This window comes from Pseudorhodoplanes sp., assembly GCF_046289595.1.
Taxonomy (GTDB): Bacteria; Pseudomonadota; Alphaproteobacteria; order Rhizobiales; family Xanthobacteraceae; genus Pseudorhodoplanes.
Genome location: NZ_JBKBVB010000018.1, coordinates 20,422 through 39,455, shown reverse-complemented (window position 1 = coordinate 39,455; position 19,034 = coordinate 20,422). Strand labels below are relative to the sequence as shown.

The 19,034-nt window shown below is 62.2% G+C and carries 18 protein-coding genes; all 18 read left to right on the top strand.

Annotated features, from left to right (window positions below):
* The first annotated feature begins 1 nt into the window (after position 1).
* The 18 genes from nuoF to ACK41X_RS06080 all read left to right on the top strand — a co-directional run bounded on the left by nuoF (position 2) and on the right by ACK41X_RS06080 (position 18,717).
* Positions 2–1,306, top strand: coding sequence for an NADH-quinone oxidoreductase subunit NuoF (gene nuoF, locus ACK41X_RS06165; protein WP_409720337.1), 1,305 nt, complete (start codon positions 2–4; stop codon positions 1,304–1,306).
* Between the two features lie 6 nt (positions 1,307–1,312).
* Positions 1,313–1,801, top strand: coding sequence for a hypothetical protein (locus tag ACK41X_RS06160; protein WP_409720335.1), 489 nt, complete (start codon positions 1,313–1,315; stop codon positions 1,799–1,801).
* 46 nt (positions 1,802–1,847) lie between these two features.
* Positions 1,848–3,923 carry an NADH-quinone oxidoreductase subunit NuoG gene (gene nuoG / locus ACK41X_RS06155; protein ID WP_409720333.1) on the top strand — a complete coding sequence of 692 codons (2,076 nt, stop codon included), beginning with the start codon at positions 1,848–1,850 and terminating at the stop codon, positions 3,921–3,923.
* A 5-nt stretch (positions 3,924–3,928) separates the two neighbouring features.
* Positions 3,929–4,954, top strand: a complete 1,026-nt coding sequence (gene nuoH / locus ACK41X_RS06150) for an NADH-quinone oxidoreductase subunit NuoH (protein ID WP_409720331.1) — start codon at positions 3,929–3,931, stop codon at positions 4,952–4,954.
* A gap of 18 nt (positions 4,955–4,972) precedes the next feature.
* Positions 4,973–5,215 carry a hypothetical protein gene (locus tag ACK41X_RS06145; protein ID WP_409720329.1) on the top strand — a complete coding sequence of 81 codons (243 nt, stop codon included), beginning with the start codon at positions 4,973–4,975 and terminating at the stop codon, positions 5,213–5,215.
* 41 nt (positions 5,216–5,256) lie between these two features.
* Positions 5,257–5,745, top strand: coding sequence for an NADH-quinone oxidoreductase subunit NuoI (nuoI, locus tag ACK41X_RS06140; RefSeq protein ID WP_409720327.1), 489 nt, complete (start codon positions 5,257–5,259; stop codon positions 5,743–5,745).
* 6 nt (positions 5,746–5,751) lie between these two features.
* Positions 5,752–6,363: an NADH-quinone oxidoreductase subunit J gene (locus ACK41X_RS06135; protein ID WP_409720325.1), complete on the top strand. Its 612-nt coding sequence runs from the start codon at positions 5,752–5,754 to the stop codon at positions 6,361–6,363.
* A gap of 52 nt (positions 6,364–6,415) precedes the next feature.
* A complete protein-coding gene (nuoK, locus tag ACK41X_RS06130) occupies positions 6,416–6,724 on the top strand; it encodes an NADH-quinone oxidoreductase subunit NuoK (RefSeq protein WP_409720323.1) in 309 nt (102 codons plus the stop codon).
* A 64-nt stretch (positions 6,725–6,788) separates the two neighbouring features.
* Positions 6,789–8,711, top strand: coding sequence for an NADH-quinone oxidoreductase subunit L (gene nuoL / locus ACK41X_RS06125; RefSeq protein ID WP_409720321.1), 1,923 nt, complete (start codon positions 6,789–6,791; stop codon positions 8,709–8,711).
* Position 8,712: 1 nt separating this feature from the next.
* Positions 8,713–10,242 (top strand): NADH-quinone oxidoreductase subunit M, encoded by a 1,530-nt coding sequence (locus tag ACK41X_RS06120; RefSeq protein WP_409720319.1) that lies wholly within the window; start codon positions 8,713–8,715, stop codon positions 10,240–10,242.
* Positions 10,243–10,250: 8 nt separating this feature from the next.
* The gene (nuoN, locus tag ACK41X_RS06115; protein WP_409720317.1) at positions 10,251–11,669 is read left to right on the top strand and encodes an NADH-quinone oxidoreductase subunit NuoN; all 1,419 of its coding nucleotides are present in this window, start codon (positions 10,251–10,253) and stop codon (positions 11,667–11,669) included.
* Between the two features lie 3 nt (positions 11,670–11,672).
* Positions 11,673–12,458, top strand: a complete 786-nt coding sequence (locus tag ACK41X_RS06110; RefSeq protein WP_409720315.1) for a biotin--[acetyl-CoA-carboxylase] ligase — start codon at positions 11,673–11,675, stop codon at positions 12,456–12,458.
* Positions 12,458–14,128 (top strand): ribonuclease J, encoded by a 1,671-nt coding sequence (locus ACK41X_RS06105; protein ID WP_409720313.1) that lies wholly within the window; start codon positions 12,458–12,460, stop codon positions 14,126–14,128. The genes ACK41X_RS06110 and ACK41X_RS06105 overlap by 1 nt, the downstream gene beginning before the upstream one ends.
* Before the next feature lie 7 nt (positions 14,129–14,135).
* Entirely contained in the window at positions 14,136–14,540 is a 405-nt protein-coding gene (gene mce, locus ACK41X_RS06100; protein ID WP_409720311.1) for a methylmalonyl-CoA epimerase, read from the top strand.
* 57 nt (positions 14,541–14,597) lie between these two features.
* Complete coding sequence (locus ACK41X_RS06095; protein ID WP_409720309.1) at positions 14,598–14,870, top strand: DUF1467 family protein; 273 nt, start codon at positions 14,598–14,600, stop codon at positions 14,868–14,870.
* A 407-nt stretch (positions 14,871–15,277) separates the two neighbouring features.
* The gene (gene proS, locus ACK41X_RS06090) at positions 15,278–16,597 is read left to right on the top strand and encodes a proline--tRNA ligase (RefSeq protein WP_409720307.1); all 1,320 of its coding nucleotides are present in this window, start codon (positions 15,278–15,280) and stop codon (positions 16,595–16,597) included.
* A 130-nt stretch (positions 16,598–16,727) separates the two neighbouring features.
* Positions 16,728–17,996: a lipoprotein-releasing ABC transporter permease subunit gene (locus ACK41X_RS06085; RefSeq protein WP_409720305.1), complete on the top strand. Its 1,269-nt coding sequence runs from the start codon at positions 16,728–16,730 to the stop codon at positions 17,994–17,996.
* A 7-nt stretch (positions 17,997–18,003) separates the two neighbouring features.
* Positions 18,004–18,717, top strand: coding sequence for an ABC transporter ATP-binding protein (locus tag ACK41X_RS06080; protein WP_409720304.1), 714 nt, complete (start codon positions 18,004–18,006; stop codon positions 18,715–18,717).
* Positions 18,718–19,034: the final 317 nt, after the last annotated feature.

Below are 19,034 nucleotides of genomic sequence, written 5' to 3'. Positions count from 1 at the left end.
CATGCTGGCTGACAAGGATCGCATCTTCAAGAATCTCTACGGCCAGCACGACTGGAGCCTCAAGGGCGCGATGGCGCGCGGCGCGTGGGACGGCACCAAGGCCATTCTCGAACGCGGCCGCGACGGCATCATCAACGAGATCAAGGCGTCTGGCCTGCGCGGGCGCGGCGGCGCAGGCTTCCCGACCGGGATGAAATGGTCGTTCATGCCGAAGGAGAGCAAGGACGGCCGGCCGAGCTATCTCGTGGTCAATGCCGACGAGTCCGAGCCCGGCACCTGCAAGGACCGCGAGATCATGCGGCACGATCCGCACCTGCTGGTCGAGGGCTGCCTGATCGCGGGCTTCGCGATGGGCGCGGTCGCGGCCTATATCTATGTCCGCGGCGAGTTCATCCGCGAACGGGAACGGCTGCAGGCTGCGGTCGATCAGGCCTATGAGGCCAGGCTGATCGGCAAGAACAACATTCACGGCTACGACTTCGACGTCTATGTCCATCACGGTGCCGGCGCCTACATTTGCGGCGAGGAAACCGCACTTCTCGAAAGCCTCGAAGGCAAGAAAGGCATGCCGCGGCTAAAGCCGCCATTTCCGGCCAATGTCGGGCTCTATGGCTGCCCGACGACGGTGAACAATGTCGAGAGTATCGCGGTCGCGCCCGACATCATGCGGCGGGGCGCGGCCTGGTTCGCTTCGTTCGGTGCGCCCAACAATGTCGGCACCAAGCTGTTTTGCATTTCAGGCCACGTGAACCGTCCCTGCAATGTCGAAGAGGCGATGAGCATCCCGTTCCGCGAGCTGATCGAGAAGCATGCCGGCGGCATCCGCGGCGGCTGGGACAATCTGAAGGCGGTGATCCCGGGCGGCTCGTCGGTGCGCATGGTGCCGGCGGCGCAGATCATGGACTGCCCGATGGATTTCGACTCGCTGGCGAAGCTGAAATCCGGGCTCGGCACCGCGGCCGTCATCGTCATGGATAAGTCCACCGACCTGATCCGCGCGATTGCGCGCCTGTCGTACTTCTACAAGCACGAGAGCTGCGGCCAGTGCACGCCCTGCCGCGAAGGCACGGGGTGGATGTGGCGCGTCATGACCCGCATGGCGGAAGGCCGCGCTCACAAGCGCGAGATCGACCAGCTGCTCGATGTGACGAAACAGGTCGAGGGCCACACCATCTGCGCGCTCGGCGATGCGGCGGCTTGGCCGATTCAGGGCCTGATCGCGCATTTCCGGCACGAGATCGAGGAGCGCATCGATCAATATGCGGCCAATCCGCATCCCGATCCGGTGAGGGTGGCGGCGGAGTGATGAGCGATGGCCTCCGAAAGCCAGTGGTGGCAGCGGTTCGGCAACTGGGCGCAGATCGCCTCGGCGGTCGTTGCCATGATCGGATTCGGCGCGATCGTGCTGCAATTCCAGGAAGTGCGCCAGAACAACCGGGCGACCGGCGCGCGTCAGGTCTATCTGGCCTACACCGACCTCAATTTCCGCAACCCGCAATTCGGCGCGCCCGACTACGCCAAGCTGAAGTCAGGGGACCGGCTCGTGTTCGAGCAGTACCGGGCGTTCGTCTCGTATCTGCTTTATGCCTGCGAAGAGGTCTTGAATGCCTTTCCGAACGAGCCGGAATGGCGAAGATCCTGCGAATACGAGGTGAAGGACCATCTGCCGTTCCTGTGCGAGACCTTGACCAAGGACCCGGAATTCCTCCAGACCTTCGGGCGCGAAACCAACAGCTTCGTGAAGGCGCTGATGCAACGGCACGATTTTTCGCCACCGGATTGCCGGCCGAAGAAGGCGTGAGGCAGGGCATGGCGATAGGGAAAATGATGCCGAAGGAGTTCGCACGATGACCAAGCTTGTCGTCGACGGCATCGAGATCGATGTGCCGCCGGAATATACGTTGCTGCAGGCCTGCGAGGAGGCCGGTGCCGAGATTCCGCGCTTCTGCTTCCACGAGCGTCTGTCGATCGCCGGCAATTGCCGCATGTGCCTCGTCGAGCTGAAAGGCTCGCCGAAACCGGTAGCCTCCTGCGCCTGGGCCGTGCGCGACTGCCGGCCCGGTCCGAACGGCGAGCCGCCGGTCGTCAATACCCGCACGCCCCTGGTGAAAAAGGCGCGCGAAGGCGTGATGGAATTCCTGCTGATCAACCATCCACTCGACTGTCCGATCTGCGATCAGGGCGGCGAATGCGATCTGCAGGACCAGGCCATGGCCTATGGCGTCGACAGTTCGCGCTACTGGGAGAACAAGCGCGCGGTCGAGGACAAATATATTGGGGTTTTGGTGAAGACCTCGATGAATCGCTGCATCCACTGCACCCGGTGCGTGCGATTCACCACCGAAGTTGCCGGCGTTCCGGAGCTCGGCGCGATCGGCCGCGGCGAGGACATGGAAATCACCACCTATCTCGAACAGGCGATGACCTCCGAGCTGCAGAGCAACGTGGTCGATCTGTGTCCGGTCGGGGCGCTGACGTCGAAACCGTATGCGTTCACGGCGCGGCCCTGGGAGTTGAACAAGACCGAATCGATCGACGTGATGGATGCAGTTGGCTCGGCGATCCGGATCGATACGCGGGGCCGCGAGGTCATGCGCATTCTGCCGCGGATCAACGAGGACGTGAACGAGGAATGGATTTCCGACAAGACTCGGCACGTCGTCGACGGATTGCGGGCGCAGCGGCTCGACCAGCCCTATATCCGCGAGCAAGGTCGGCTGCGGCCTGCGACTTGGAGCGAGGCATTCGCCGTAGTCGGGGCCAAGGTCAAGGCGGTGCGGCCCGACCGGATCGGCGCGATCGCCGGCGATCTCTGCGCGATCGAGGAGATGTTCGCGCTGAAGGATCTGATGGCGCGGGTCGGAACGAAGAACATCGACGCACGCCAACGCGGCTCGATGATCGATCCGCGCTGGGGGCGTGCGGCCTATCTGTTCAACGCGACGATTCCAGGCATCGAGCAGGCCGACGCATTGCTGATCGTAGGTTCCAATCCGCGCAAGGAAGCGGTGGTGCTCAACGCGCGTATCCGCAAGCGCTGGCGCATGGGCCATTTCCCTGTCGCACTGATCGGGGAGCGGGTCGATCTGACCTATCCCTACCACTATCTCGGAGCAGGACCGGAGTCGCTTGCCGAGCTTGCGCAAGGCAAGGGCGATTATGCCGATATTCTGTATAAGGCCGAGCGGCCATTGGTGCTGGTCGGCGCTTCGGTCTTTGCCCGTGCGGACGGCGGCCGGGTGGCGGCGCTCGCCGCGCGCGTCGCGGTCGAGATTGGTGCCGTCTCCGACGTCTGGAACGGCTATTCGGTTCTGCATTACGCGGCATCGCGTGTCGGCGCGCTCGATATCGGCTTCGTGCCGGGCGAGGGCGGCAAGACGGCCTTGCAAATGGCCTCCGGCGACGTCGACGTATTGTTCGCTCTCGGCGCCGACGAAATCGACGTCGATCGCGGGCCGTTTGTCGTCTATATCGGCTCGCACGGCGATGCCGGCGCGCATCGCGCTGACGTGATCCTGCCGGGCGCAGCCTATCCGGAGAAATCGGGTCTCTATGTCAATACCGAAGGCCGCGTGCAGATGGCGGCGCGGGCCGCGTTTCCCCCGGGCGACGCGCGCGAGGATTGGGCGATCATGCGCGCGCTGTCGGATCATCTCGGAGTGCGCCTGCCCTATGACTCGCTCACGCAATTGCGGCACGCAATCTTTGCAGCGCACCCGCATTTGCAACGCATCGGAACCGTCACCCCGGGCGATAGCGCCGACCTGCGCAGGCTCGCCCAACTCTCGGGGGCGCCGGACAAGACCCCGTTCAGTTCGGTGATCGACGATTTCTATCTGACCAACCCGATCGCGCGAGCGAGTGCAGTGATGGCCGAATGCTCGGCGCTGGCCGAGCGCCGCGCCATGACGGCGGCGGAGTAGGGCGCATGGCCGAATTCTTCTGGACCTATCTCTGGCCACTGATCATCATCGTCGCACAAAGCGTGCTCTTATTGGTGATCCTGCTCGTCGCCATCGCCTATGTGCTGTACGCCGACCGCAAGATCTGGGCCGCGGTGCAGATCCGACGCGGGCCGAACGTTGTCGGCCCATATGGGCTCTTCCAATCCTTTGCCGACCTGCTGAAATTCGTTCTGAAAGAGCCGGTGATTCCGGCAGGCGCCAACAAGGGCCTGTTCCTTTTGGCGCCGCTCGTCACCTGCGTGCTGGCGCTTGCGGCCTGGGCGGTGATCCCGGTGAATGCCGGCTGGGTGATTGCTGATATCAATGTCGGCATTCTTTATATTTTCGCGATCTCCTCGCTGAGCGTCTATGGCATCATCATGGGCGGCTGGGCCTCGAACTCGAAATATCCGTTCCTCGCCTCGCTCCGTTCGGCGGCGCAGATGGTGTCCTACGAAGTCTCCATCGGCTTCGTGATCATTACGGTTCTGCTCTGCGTCGGTTCGCTGAACCTGACCGACATTGTGAACGCGCAGGACGGAAAGTACGGGCTGCTCGGCTGGTTCTGGCTGCCGTTGTTGCCGATGTTCGTGATCTTTTTCGTCTCGGCGCTGGCCGAAACCAACCGACCGCCCTTCGATCTTGTCGAAGCGGAGTCCGAGCTGGTCGCCGGCTTCATGGTCGAATACGGATCGACGCCGTATATGATGTTCATGCTCGGCGAATATGTCGCCATCGCCACCATGTGCGCGATGGCCACCATCCTCTTTCTAGGCGGCTGGCTGCCGCCGGCGAATGTCGCGCCCTTCACCTGGGTACCGGGGGTGGTCTGGTTCACCCTCAAGTGCCTGTTCATGTTTTTTCTGTTCGCGATGGCCAAGGCGATCGTGCCGCGCTACCGCTACGACCAGCTCATGCGGCTCGGCTGGAAGGTATTTCTGCCGATCTCGCTGGCGATGGTCGTGATCGTTGCAGGCGTTCTGCAGTTTTTCGGACTGGCCCCGAGATGACGATCACAGAGCGCAATCATGAGCCTATCGGCATCGGCTATCATTGGCGCAGCGGTCGGAGCGGCCTTCGGCGTCGCCAGCGCGCTGGTGGTTGTGAGGACGGTGGCGGAACGGCTGCGCGCGCTCGATCGGTCGGAGACGGCTTCGGAGCGGGCGGTGCTGGAGCGCAAGATTTTCTTGCTGCGATGGATCGTCGTCGCAATCGAAGGGACGATTTTTGCTGCGATCGGCTACTGGCTGGGAACGTGGCTGTTCGCATGACGCCGCTCCCGCAGCGGCCGAGAGGCAGAGGATAGGACACCATGCGGCTCGATCAAGCGGCGCGTTCGATATTCCTCACGGAGTTCGTGCAAGCGTTCTTTCTCGGCATGCGTTATTTCTTCAAGCCGAAGCCGACGCTGAATTATCCCTTCGAGAAGGGCCCGATCTCGCCGCGCTTCCGCGGCGAACATGCGCTGCGCCGCTATCCGAACGGCGAGGAGCGCTGTATCGCCTGCAAGCTGTGCGAGGCGATCTGCCCGGCGCAGGCGATCACCATCGAGGCCGGTCCGCGCAGGAACGATGGCACCCGTCGCACAACGCGCTATGACATCGACATGGTGAAGTGCATCTATTGCGGCCTTTGCCAGGAGGCCTGTCCCGTCGATGCCATCGTCGAAGGGCCAAACTTCGAATTCGCGACCGAGACCCGCGAGGAACTCTATTACGACAAAGAACGGCTGCTCGCGAACGGCGATCGCTGGGAGCGGGAAATCGCGCAGAACATCAAGCTCGATGCGCCTTACCGGTAATACACCATGATCGCCGCTCTGTTCTTTTATCTTTTCGCCGCGACCTGCGTCGCTTCCGCGCTGATGGTGATTGCCTCGCGCAACCCGGTGCATTCGGTGCTGTTCCTGATCCTCGCTTTCGTCAATGCGGCGGGATTGTTCCTCCTGCTTGGCGCCGAGTTTCTCGCGATGATCCTGGTCGTGGTCTATGTCGGCGCGGTTGCCGTGCTGTTCCTGTTCGTCGTGATGATGCTCGACGTCGACTTCGCCGAACTGCGTGAGGGATTCCTGCAATATCTTCCTGTGGGCGGGCTGATCGGGATCGTCCTCCTGGTCGAAATCCTGCTGGTGGTCGGGGCCTGGGCCATCGGCGGCGCGGCACCGCGGGTTGTATCCGCGCCGATCCCTGCCTCGGTCACCAATACGGAAGCGATCGGTCTCGTCCTTTATACGAAGTACATTTACTTCTTCCAGGCTGCCGGGCTTGTGCTGCTGGTAGCCATGATCGGCGCGATCGTGCTGACGCTGCGCCACAAGGAAGGGGTCAAGCGCCAGAACATTTCGGATCAGGTTGCGCGCACGCCCGCGACCGCGATCGAGATCCGCAAGGTCCGGCCGGGACAGGGGCTCGAAGCATGATCTCGAAAAGTAGGAAGCGGTTTTCGGACGAGATCATGCTTGGAGAGAAAGCATGACTATCGGGCTCGGTCATTACCTGTCAGTCGCCGCGATCCTGTTCACGCTCGGGATTTTCGGTATTTTTCTTAACCGCAAGAACATCATCATCATCCTGATGTCGATCGAGCTGATCCTGCTGTCGGTCAATATCAACTTCGTCGCGTTTTCGAGCTTCATGGGCGACATTGCGGGGCAGATTTTCGCGTTGCTCATTCTTACGGTGGCCGCCGCCGAGGCGGCCATCGGGCTCGCGATCCTCGTTGTGTATTTCCGCAACCGCGGCTCCATCGCGGTCGAAGACGTCAACCTGATGAAGGGCTGAACGCATGATCCCGAAAAGTGGACGCCGGGGCTCGGTCCGGGTCATGCGCGTGGGATATTAAGAAATGTATCAGGCGATCGTCTTTCTCCCCCTGATCGGCGCCTTGATCGCCGGCCTGTTCGGCCGTCTCATCGGTGCACGGCCGGCCGAACTGATCACCACGCTGTTCCTCTTTGTCGCTGCGATCCTGTCCTGGATTGCCTTTGTGCGCGTCGGCTTCGGTCATGTCGACGAGCGGGTGGTGCTGTTCACCTGGATGCAGTCGGGCGACCTCAAGGTCGAGTGGGCGCTGCGCGTCGACGCCCTGACCGCGGTGATGCTGGTCGTGGTCACGACCGTTTCCGCGCTCGTGCATCTGTATTCCATCGGCTACATGCACGAGGATCCGCACCGGCCGCGGTTCTTCGCCTATCTCTCTCTGTTCACCTTCGCGATGCTTGCGCTTGTGACCGCCGACAATCTCGCCCAGCTGTTTTTCGGCTGGGAGGGCGTAGGGCTGGCCAGCTATCTCCTGATCGGATTCTGGTATCAAAAGCCGGAGGCGAACGCGGCCGCGATCAAGGCCTTCGTCGTCAACCGCGTGGGCGATTTCGGTTTCGCGCTCGGCATTTTCGCGCTGTTCATGATGACGAACGCGATCGACTTCGACACCGTATTTGCGCAGGCGCCCGCGCTGACCGGCAAGACCATCGATTTCTTCGGCTGGCAGGCCGATGCGCTGACGCTGATCTGCCTGTTCCTGTTCATGGGGGCGATGGGCAAGTCCGCGCAATTCCTGCTCCATACCTGGCTCCCCGACGCCATGGAGGGGCCGACCCCGGTCTCCGCGCTGATCCACGCTGCGACCATGGTGACGGCCGGCGTCTTCATGGTGGCGCGCCTGTCACCGCTGTTCGAGCTGGCGCCGGTGGCGCTGATGATCGTCACCCTGATCGGCGCCACCACCGCGATTTTCGCGGCCACCGTCGGTCTGGTTCAGAACGACATCAAGCGCATCATCGCCTATTCGACCTGTTCGCAACTCGGCTACATGTTCGTCGCGATGGGCGTCGGTGCGTATTCCGTCGGGATGTACCATCTGTTCACCCATGCCTTCTTCAAAGCGCTTCTGTTCCTCGGCGCGGGCTCGGTGATTCATGCGATGCATCACGAGCAGGACATCCGCAACATGGGTGGGCTACGCAAGAAGATCCCGCAGACCTTCTGGCTGATGGTGATCGGCACGCTGGCGCTCACCGGCTTCCCCCTCACGGCCGGCTATTTCTCCAAGGACGCAATCATCGAGGCGGCGTTCGTCGGCAATAATCCGTTCGCGCCCTATGCCTTCGTCTGTACCGTCTTCGCCGCGCTGCTGACCTCATTTTATTCCTGGCGGTTGATCTTCAAGACCTTCTTCGGCGCGCCGCATGACCGTCATCATTACGATGCAGCGCATGAAAGTCCGCTGGTCATGCTGATCCCGCTCTATGTGCTGGCCGCCGGCTCGATCCTTGCCGGGTATCCGTTTTACGAATATTTCGCCGGGCACCATGTGCAGGACTTTTTCCGCCAGTCGCTCTCCCAGAAGGCGGAAATCATCGACGCCATCCACCATGTGCCGTTCTGGGTGAAGGCGTCGCCCTTCGTGATGATGGTGCTGGGTCTCGCCATCGCCGTGCAGTTCTATCTGCGCGATCCGTCGATCCCGGCGCGGCTCGCGCGCGACCACCAGCTCCTGTACCGTTTCCTGCTCAACAAGTGGTATTTCGACGAGCTCTACGACTTCATCTTCGTACGGCCCGCCAAGTGGCTCGGCTACACGCTGTGGAAGCGCGGCGATGGCTGGCTGATCGACGGCTTCGGTCCGGACGGCGTATCGGCGCGGGTGCTCGACGTTACGCGCAATGTGGTGCGGCTGCAAACCGGCTATCTCTATCACTACGCATTCGCCATGCTGATCGGGGCCGCGGTCCTGATCACCTGGTTCATGTTCGCGGGGATCCGCTGACATGACCACCTGGCCCGTCCTTTCCGTTACCACCTTCCTGCCGCTGGTCGGCGCGCTGTTCATCATGGCGCTGCGCGGGGACACCGAGTCCGTCAAGCGCAATGCGCGCTGGGTCGCGCTCTGGACCACGCTCGTCACCTTTGCGGTGTCGCTGGTTCTGGTGTGGCATTTCAACGCGGCCACCGCCGAATTCCAGTTCGTGGAGAAGGCGCGCTGGCTCGGCGGTTATGCATCCTACCACATGGGCGTCGACGGCATTTCGCTGCCGCTCGTGATCCTGACCACGGCAATCATGCCGATCTGCATCATAGCGAGCTGGGAATCGGTGCAGAACCGCGTCAAGGAATACATGATCGCCTTCCTCGTCCTCGAGACGATGATGGTCGGTACCTTCGCGGCCCTCGACCTCGTGCTGTTCTACCTGTTCTTCGAGGCTGGGCTGATCCCGATGTTCCTGATCATCGGAATCTGGGGCGGACCCCGCCGTGTCTATGCGAGCTTCAAGTTTTTCCTCTACACGCTGCTCGGTTCGGTGCTGATGCTGCTCGCCATCATGGCGATGTACTGGAGCGCCGGCACGACCGACATCACCGTGCTGCTCAAGCACGAATTCCCGCGGCAATTGCAGACCTGGGCCTGGCTCGCCTTCTTCGCGTCGTTCGCGGTGAAAATGCCGATGTGGCCGGTCCATACCTGGCTGCCGGATGCGCATGTCGAGGCGCCGACCGCGGGCTCGGTCGTGCTTGCAGCCATCCTGCTGAAGATGGGCGGCTATGGCTTCCTGCGCTTCTCGCTGCCGATGTTTCCGCTGGCCTCTGCCGACTTCACACCACTGATTTTTGCATTGTCGGTCGTTGCCATCATCTACACGTCCCTGGTCGCGCTGATGCAGGAGGACGTGAAGAAGCTGATCGCCTATTCGTCGGTCGCTCACATGGGCTTTGTGACCATGGGCATCTTTGCTGCGAATGCGCAAGGCATCGGCGGCGGCATTTTCCAGATGATCTCGCACGGTATCGTGTCGGGCGCGCTGTTCCTGTGCGTCGGCGTGGTCTATGACCGCATTCATACCCGCGAGATTGCGGCCTATGGCGGCCTCGTCGAACGCATGCCGGTTTATGCCGCCGTCTTCATGCTGTTCACCATGGCCAATGTGGGTTTACCCGGCACCTCCGGCTTTGTCGGCGAATTCCTCACGCTGATCGGCACCTTCAAGGTCAATGTCGCGGTGGCGACGCTCGCAACCCTCGGGGTGATTCTGTCGGCGTGCTATGCACTATGGCTGTACCGCAAGATGATCTTCGGCAAGCTGGAAAAACCCAAACTGCGCGGCATTGAGGACATGAATTATCGCGAGATCGGCTTGTTCGCGCCGCTCGTCATCTTGACGCTCCTGTTCGGATTCTGGCCGAAGCCGGTGCTCAATATGTCGTCGGCCTCGGTCGATGCGCTGGTCGCGCAATACCAGACTGCGATCGGCAAATCCAAGAAGGCCGAGGCCGAGTTGCGCCTTGCGGGTGAGAAGAAATGAGCGCCGCGATGCCCGATCTCCTCCCGGCTCTGCCCGAAATCATTCTCGCGGTCGGCGCCATGACGCTGCTGATGGTCGGTGCCTTTGGCGGAGAGCGCACCAATTTCGCGGTCAATGTTGCTTCGATCGCGCTTCTTGTCGTCGCGGCCATCGTGGTTGCGCTGCTTCCGGCCGGCCGACTATCGACCTTCGGCGGCAGCTTCGTGGTCGACGACTTCGCCCGCTTCGTGAAGATCCTCGCCTTGGGCGGCACCGCGGTTGCGATCCTGATGTCGTTCGATTTCGTCCGGCGCGCCGGTATGCACAAGTTCGAGTATCCGATCCTGATGCTGCTGTCGGCAACCGGCATGGGCATGCTGATTTCGGCGACCGACCTGATCGCGCTTTATCTCGGCCTCGAATTGATGAGTCTGTCGCTCTATGTGATCGCCGCGATCGATCGCGACTCCGCGAAATCGACCGAGGCCGGGCTGAAATATTTCGTCCTCGGCGCGCTGTCGTCCGGCATGCTGCTCTATGGCGCTTCGCTGATCTACGGCGCGACCGGCCAGATATCGTTTGCGGGTATTGCGCAGGCTGCGCCGCAGGGTGGGCTGGCGCTCACCTTCGGTCTCGTTTTCCTTCTGGCCGGGCTTTGCTTCAAGGTCTCGGCGGTGCCGTTCCATATGTGGACACCGGACGTTTATGAGGGCGCACCGACTCCCGTCACGGCGTTCTTTGCTGCCGCACCGAAAGTTGCAGCCATGGCGGTGTTCGTGCGCGCCACTATGACCGCGTTCCCGACTGTGACGTTGCAGTGGCAGCAGATCGTGGTGTTCGTCGCGATCGCCTCGATGGCGCTCGGCTCGTTTGCCGCGATCGGCCAGACCAATATCAAGCGGCTGCTAGCGTATTCCTCGATCGGTCATATGGGCTTCGCACTGGTCGGCCTTGCGGCCGGAACGCAGGAGGGGGTACAGGGCGTTCTGATCTACATCGCGATCTATGTTGCAATGACGCTCGGCACCTTTGCCTGCGTCTTGTCCATGAAGCGGCCGGGCGGCATGGTGGAGAATATCTCCGATCTGGCCGGGCTCTCGCGCACCTCGCCGGTGATGGCTTTCATGCTGGCGATGCTGATGTTTTCGCTTGCCGGTATTCCGCCGCTCGCCGGTTTCTTTGCGAAATTCTATGTGTTCATCGCCGCCATCAATGCCGGGCTTTACGTGCTTGCGGTGATCGGCGTGCTGACCAGCGTAGTCGGCGCCTATTATTATCTCGCCATCGTCAAAACCATGTATTTCGACGAGCCGCACAAGAGCTTCGAGCCGATGCCGGGCGAGCAGGTCGCCGTGCTCGGCGTCGCCGGCCTTTTCAATTTCCTGTTTTTCGTCTGGCCGGGGCCGTTGCTCGAAGTTGCAGGTGCCGCCGCAAAGTCGCTGTTCTGACGGATGGCCTTTGCGCTCGGTCCAAAAGCGGCGCAAGCGGGACACGGTCTCATCGTCCACGATAGCCTGGATTCCACGAACAGTGAGGCCTTGCGCCAGGCGAGGTCCGGGGAGCGGGGCCCGCTTTGGATTGTGGCGCGCGAACAGACGGCCGGGCGCGGCCGGCGGGGACGGCAATGGATGTCGGCAAAGGGCAACCTGATGGCGAGCCTGCTATTGGCCTTGCCGGTGACGCCCGCCGTCGCCGCAACGCTCGGATTCGTAGCGAGCCTCGCCGTCTCCCAAACCTGCAGAGAGCTGACGTCGCCGAAGGTACATTTCTCATTGAAATGGCCGAACGACGTGCTGGCGGATGGGGGCAAAGTGGCCGGACTCTTGTTGGAATCGGAGGCGCACGCGGACGATCTTGCGGTCGCGGTCGGCTTTGGCGTCAATCTGGCGGAGGCCCCGAGTGGCATGCCGTATCCGGCGCAGTCGCTTGCGGCACTGGGCCACGTCGTGACCCCCGAAGAGGCCTTCTCCCGGCTCACCGACGCATGGCTTTCGTATGCCGCGCTCTGGAACGAGGGACTCGGATTTGATGCCATCCGCGAAGCCTGGCTCGCACAGGCCCGGGGAATCGGGCAAGCGATCTCTGTACGAACGGGAGAACGGATGGAAAGCGGCATTTTCGAGACGCTGGACGAGGAGGGCAGGCTGATCCTGCGCAAGACGGACGGCATGATCCGCGTCTTCACAGCCGGTGACGTCTATTTCGGCGATGTCACACGCGGCGGAGGTGCCTCCTGATGGCAGCTGCGGATCAACTGGTTTTCGCGCCACTCGGCGGCGTCGGCGAGATCGGCATGAATTTGTCGATCTACGGACTCGGCGACGAACGCCGCAGACAATGGCTGATCGTGGATTGCGGCGTATCCTTCGCGTCCGAAGAACACCTCCCGGGCGTCGACCTGATCGTTCCCGATATCCGCTATCTCGCCGGGGAGCGGCGAAATATCGCCGGTATCGTGCTTACGCACGCCCATGAGGACCATTTCGGCGCGCTGTTCGATCTCTGGCCGCACTTGCGCGTGCCGGTTTACGCGACGCCCTTCACTGCGGCCTTGATCGAAGCCAAGCGTGCCGGGGAGCCTGGCGCACCGGAGATCGAGGTGAGGGTGGTGCCGCTTGGCGGCCGCTTCCAGGTCGGTCCTTTCGATATCGAGCTGATTTCGATGTCGCATTCGATCCCGGAGTCGAATGCGCTGGTTCTGCGAACGCCGCTCGGCACGGTGCTGCATACCGGGGACTGGAAGCTCGACCAGACGCCGATAGTTGGATTGCCGACCGATCACGACAAGTTGCGGCAGGTAGGCGCAGAGGGAGTGCTCGCGGTGGTCGGCGACTCCACCAATGCCGTGCGCGACGGGCGCTCGCCGTCGGAAGCCGATGTCGCAAGGACGCTGGCGGAGCTGATTGCCGCGGCGCCGGCGCGCGTTGCAGTGACCACCTTCGCCTCCAATGTCGCCCGCATCCGCTCGGTGGCGGAGGCAGCGCACGCTGCTGGCCGTGAGGTCGTCGTGGTCGGGCGGGCGATGGAGCGTGTGGTTCAGGTCGCGCGCGAGACCGGCTATCTGCACGGCGTTGCGGATTTTCGCGGGCCGGACGTCTACGGCTATCTGCCACCGGACAAGGTCGTGGCACTGTGCACCGGCAGCCAGGGCGAGCCGCGGGCGGCGCTCGCCCGCATTGCCCGCGACGACCATCCCGAAATCACCTTCGGTCGCGGCGACCGGGTGATCTTTTCGTCGCGCACGATTCCGGGCAACGAAAAGGAGGTCTCCGCGGTCCTGAACGGCCTGATCGATCAGGGGATCGAGGTCATCACCGACCGCACCCATCTGGTGCATGTGTCGGGACATCCCCGCATCGGAGAGGTCGAGGATTTGCTGCGCTGGGTCAGGCCGAACATCCTGATCCCGGTCCATGGCGAGGCCCTGCACCTCTCTGAACACGCTGCTATTGGCCGCCGGCTTGGCATTCCGAATGTGGTGTCCTGCCGCAACGGCGACATGGTGCAACTCGCGCCAGGCACGCCCTCGATTGTCGATGAAATACCGCATGGCCGGGTCTACAAGGACGGCACGGTGCTGGTCGCTGCCGACAGCCGCACGATCGCGGATCGCCGCCGCTTAAGCTTTGTGGGCATGGTCACGGTGGCGCTGGCGTTGACGGAGAAGGGTGTCCTTGCGGCCGATCCGGAGATCGAATTGCTGGGCGTCCCCGAACACGGCAAGGACGGCTTGCCACTGGCCGACATCGCGCTCGATGCGGTGCACGATACCTTCGAGAGCCTGCCGAAGCCGCGGCGGCGCGATCCCGACAGCGTGGCGGAGGCGGTGCGGCGCGGCGTACGCGGTGCGATCGCCCAGCAATGGGGCAAAAAGCCGATCTGTCACGTCCACATTCTCACGGTATAGTGCTTCGATGATCGGACGACTGAACCATGTAGCGATTGCCGTTCGCGATATCGCGAAGGCGTCGGAGATTTATCGCACGACGCTGGGTGCGGAGGTTTCGGAGCCGGTTCCGCAGCACGCCCACGGCGTCACCACCGTGTTCATCACGCTGCCGAATACCAAGGTCGAGCTGCTCGAACCGCTCGGAGCGGATTCGCCGATTGCCAAGTTCCTCGACCGAAATCCGGACGGGGGCATCCACCATATTTGCTATGAGGTGGACGATATTATCGCTGCCCGCGACACCCTCAAGGCCCAGGGCGCCCGCGTTCTCGGCGATGGGGAGCCGAAGATCGGCGCCCATGGCAAGCCGGTGCTGTTTCTGCATCCGAAGGATTTCTGCGGCACCCTGGTCGAGCTTGAGCAGGCCTAGCGCGATGTCCGAACGATTTCCGGACGCCTCAGGACGGACAGGCGCGAGGCATCGTCCATGACCTGGACCACCGGCATCGCGATCTATTTCCTGATCTGGTGGATCACGCTGTTCGCGGTTCTGCCATTTGGGGTGCGCTCTCAGCACGAGGCCGAGACCACACCGGGGACCGATCCCGGGGCTCCCGTTTTTCCGCGCATCGTTCAGAAGCTTATGTGGACCACCATTGTTTCGGCGATCGTATTCGCGGGTCTCTATGTGGTTTATTCATACCGGCTGATCGGGCTCGATGACATTCCCGGTCTGCCACGTCCGCCATCCATTTCCTGATCTGCGCCGGCCGATTAAGGCGGAAGCGAGAACGTCGCGTGCAGGGCTCAGAATTGACAGAAACTGGACGATCATTCGCATAAAGCGGCCAATCTGATACGAAAAAGAGCAGGGACCAGGCCCTGCTCAAAATCAATGCAAAACGCTTCCGGCGTACATTTTATCGGTGATTGTGAAGCGTCAGCGGCGCATTTTGCGCTCGCGATCCTCCCAAGACTTGGACCGGTTGGGCAGCCACCGCCCAACGCGAAGACGGTCAGCTATAGCATTTTTGTGACGCGCGGCAAGACTTTCGAAGAACATCAATATCCGGCCCACGCCATGAGCCCGCCTTGTCTTTTCAGGCGCAATCCGGTTTCTGTGGCTCTTCTCCGGCCCTCAAACCAGCCGATTCCCGAAAGAACCCAATGCGACTGTCGCGGTATTTCCTGCCGATCCTGCGCGAAACGCCAAAAGAGGCCGAGATTGTATCGCATCGGCTGATGCTCCGCGCCGGCATGATGCGACAGGAAGCCGCGGGCATTTATGCCTTTCTGCCGCTGGGGCTGCGCGTGCTCGACAAAATCTGCCGGATCGTCCGCGAGGAGCAGAACCGCTCCGGCGCGATCGAACTGCTGATGCCGACCATCCAGTCCGCGGAGCTTTGGCGGGAGAGCGGCCGATATGACGCTTACGGCAAGGAGATGCTGCGCATCAAGGACCGGCACGAGCGCGAGATACTCTACGGTCCAACCAACGAGGAGATGATCACCGACATCTTCCGCGCCTATGTGCGGTCGTATCGCGACCTGCCTTTGAACCTCTATCACATCCAGTGGAAGTTCCGCGATGAGGTGCGGCCACGCTTCGGCCTGATGCGGGGGCGGGAATTCCTCATGAAGGACGCCTATTCCTTCGATCTCGACCAGGCTGGCGCCCGGCATTCCTACAACAAGATGTTTGTCGCGTACCTGCGCACCTTCGCCCGGATGGGGCTGAAGGCCATCCCGATGGTGGCCGAGACCGGCCCGATCGGCGGCAATCTGAGCCACGAATTCATCATTCTCGCTTCAACCGGCGAGAGCGAGGTGTTCTGCCACCGCGATTATCTGGATTTCGCGGTGCCCGGCGAGGATGTGGATTTTGACGATGTCGCGGGTCTGCAATCCACGGTCGAACGCTGGACCTCGCTGTATGCCGCGACCTCCGAAATGCACGATCAGTCGGCCTTCGCGGCGTTGCCCGAAGCCGCGCGGGTGTCGGCCCGCGGCATCGAGGTCGGGCACATTTTCTATTTTGGCACGAAATATTCCGAGCCGATGAAGGCGGTGGTGGCCGGTCCGGACGGCAGCGAGCGTCCGGTCCATATGGGCTCTTACGGGATCGGGCCCTCACGGCTCGTCGCCGCCATTATCGAGGCCTCTCATGACGACGCGGGTATCATCTGGCCGGAGAGCGTTGCACCGTTCCGGGTTGCCATCCTCAATCTGAAGCAGGGCGATGCGGCCACCGATGCAGCGTGCGAAAAACTCTATTCCGGACTGCAGGCGCGCGGTGTGGACACGCTGTATCATGATCTCGATGAGCGGCCCGGTTCCAAATTTGCCAGCACGGACCTGGTCGGAATTCCCTGGCAGGTCGTGGTCGGGCCGAAGGGCCTTGCGGCGGGCCAGATCGAGGTGAAGCGCCGGGCCGATGGGAGCCGCGAAATGCTGAGCCCGGACGAGGTTCTGAACAGGCTCGGCTGATGTTTCTGGCAGCGGTCTGCGACGGATCGCGCCGCAGCGAAGGAAATTGTGTGTGCGGCCGGATAATCGGTAATCGGTGGTGGCTTGAATTGGCCAGAATCTGATGAAATTGCCAGATTCGGGAGTTTAGATGAGCGAACCTGTCGCCACGCGGCCCTTTGCACCCTTCGAGTGGATGTTGTCGCTGCGCTATCTGCGGGCGCGGCGCAAGGAAGGATTCATCTCGGTTATCGCCGCCATCTCGTTTCTCGGCATCATGCTCGGTGTGGCGACGCTGATCATCGTCATGGCGGTGATGAATGGCTTCCGCAAGGAACTGCTCGACAAGATACTCGGAATGAACGGGCATCTCTTGGTGCAGCCCCTTGAATCGCCGCTCACCGACTGGCGCGAACTGGCCGAGCGATTGAGCGGCGTGCCGGGGGTCCGGCTCGCCGCGCCCATGGTTGACGGGCAGGCGCTGATTTCCTCCCCCTTCCATTCCACCGGCGTCGGCGTACGCGGCATGCGCGCCGCCGATATCGATAAGCAAGCATCAATCTCAACGAATCTGAAACAGGGCACGCTCGAAGGCTTCGACGAAGGTCAGGGGATCATTATCGGGCGCCGACTGGCCGATGCACTGTCGGTCCGCGCCGGCGACAGTGCCACACTTGTTGCGCCGCGCGGCGCGGTGACGCCGATGGGCACGACGCCGCGCATCAAGACCTACAAGATCGCCGCCGTCTACGAAATCGGCATGTCGGAATACGATTCCAATTTCGTCTACATGCCGCTTGCAGAATCGCAGGCCTATTTCAACCGCGCGGGCGATGTGACCGCCATCGAGATTTATACCGACTCCCCTGACCGCTACCGCGAATACCGCGCGCTGCTCACCAAGGCCGCCGATCGTCCGATTTTCATCACCGACTGGACGCAACGCAATGCGACCTTCTTCAATGCGCTGCAGGTCGAGCGCAATGTGATGGCGCTGATCCTGTCGCTGATCGTGCTGGTTGCCGTGCTCAACATCATCTCCGGCCTGTTCATGCTGGTGAAGGACAAAGGCCGCGACATCGCCATCCTTCGAACCATGGGCGCGACGCAGGGCGCAATCATGCGGGTGTTTCTCATCACCGGCGCGTCGATCGGGGTGGTGGGGACTACGCTTGGCTTCCTCGTTGGCGTGATCGTCTGCACCAATATCGAATCGCTGCGTCAGTTCGTCTCCTGGCTGACCGCGCGTGAAGTCTTTGCACCAGAGCTCTATTTCCTGTCACGTCTGCCGGCGGAGATCGATGCCGGGGAGACGACGGCGGTCATCGTGATTGCGCTTGCCATGTCGCTTGCGGCGACGCTTTATCCCTCGTGGCGGGCGGCGCGGCTCGATCCGGTCGAGGCGTTGCGCTATGAATGAACATGTCATGGCGGATCAGCAAACTGCGGATGCGAGGTCGGCCGCGCCGGTGCTCTATCTCAACGGCGTGCAGCGCCGTTATCACCAGGGCGAGACCGAACTGACGATCCTGCGCGGCGCCGAGCTTGGCTGCTGGCTCGGCCAGTCGATCGCACTGATCGCGCCGTCGGGAGCGGGCAAGTCGACGCTTCTGCACATCGCAGGGCTGCTTGAGCATCCGGACGGCGGCGAGGTCTATGTCGACGGCAGGCCGACGGCGGGACTATCGGACGCGGAGCGGACCCAGATCCGCCGCGTCGAGATGGGCTTCGTCTATCAGGCCCATCACCTGCTGCCGGAATTCTCGGCGGTAGAGAATGTGATGCTGCCACAGATGATCCGTGGCTTGTCGCGGGTGGAGGCGCGCAAGCGGGCGAGCGAATTGCTTGCCTATCTCGGATTGAAGGCGCGGCTAGATCACCGGCCGGCCGAATTGTCCGGCGGCGAACAGCAGCGCGTCGCAATCGCGCGGGCGGTCGCCAACGCGCCGCGCATTCTCCTCGCCGACGAACCCACCGGAAATCTCGATCCGCACACCGCCGACCATGTGTTTGACACGCTCCGTCAACTCGTCAGCGCATCCGGTCTTGCGGCGATCATTGCGACCCACAATCTCGATCTGGCGCGCCGCATGGACCGCCGGGTGACGATCCGCGACGGAGTTGTGGTCGAGCTGGAGTGAGGGAAGCGGTGCCGGCTCCTTGCCGCAAACGTTTCACAAGCGCATCGGCATGAACCGCGTGCCTGTTTGAGTCCCGCTTGACATGGAACAAAAAGAGAACTACGTTCTCTATCCGTTCTTGATGGGTGGTGATTGAGGCAGGGGAGCCGTCATGTTTCGCGCCGTTGTGGAGGAGGCCGCCGCACTGGCCTCATTGTCGCTGTTTCTCGGAATGATTGCGATCTGGGCTCAGGTGCTCGGCGGAATTTGAAACCTAAGCGTGGCGTTCGGTTGCGTGGTGCGTAGGTTGCGTCCGCGGGAGAAAAGGACGCGGTTTC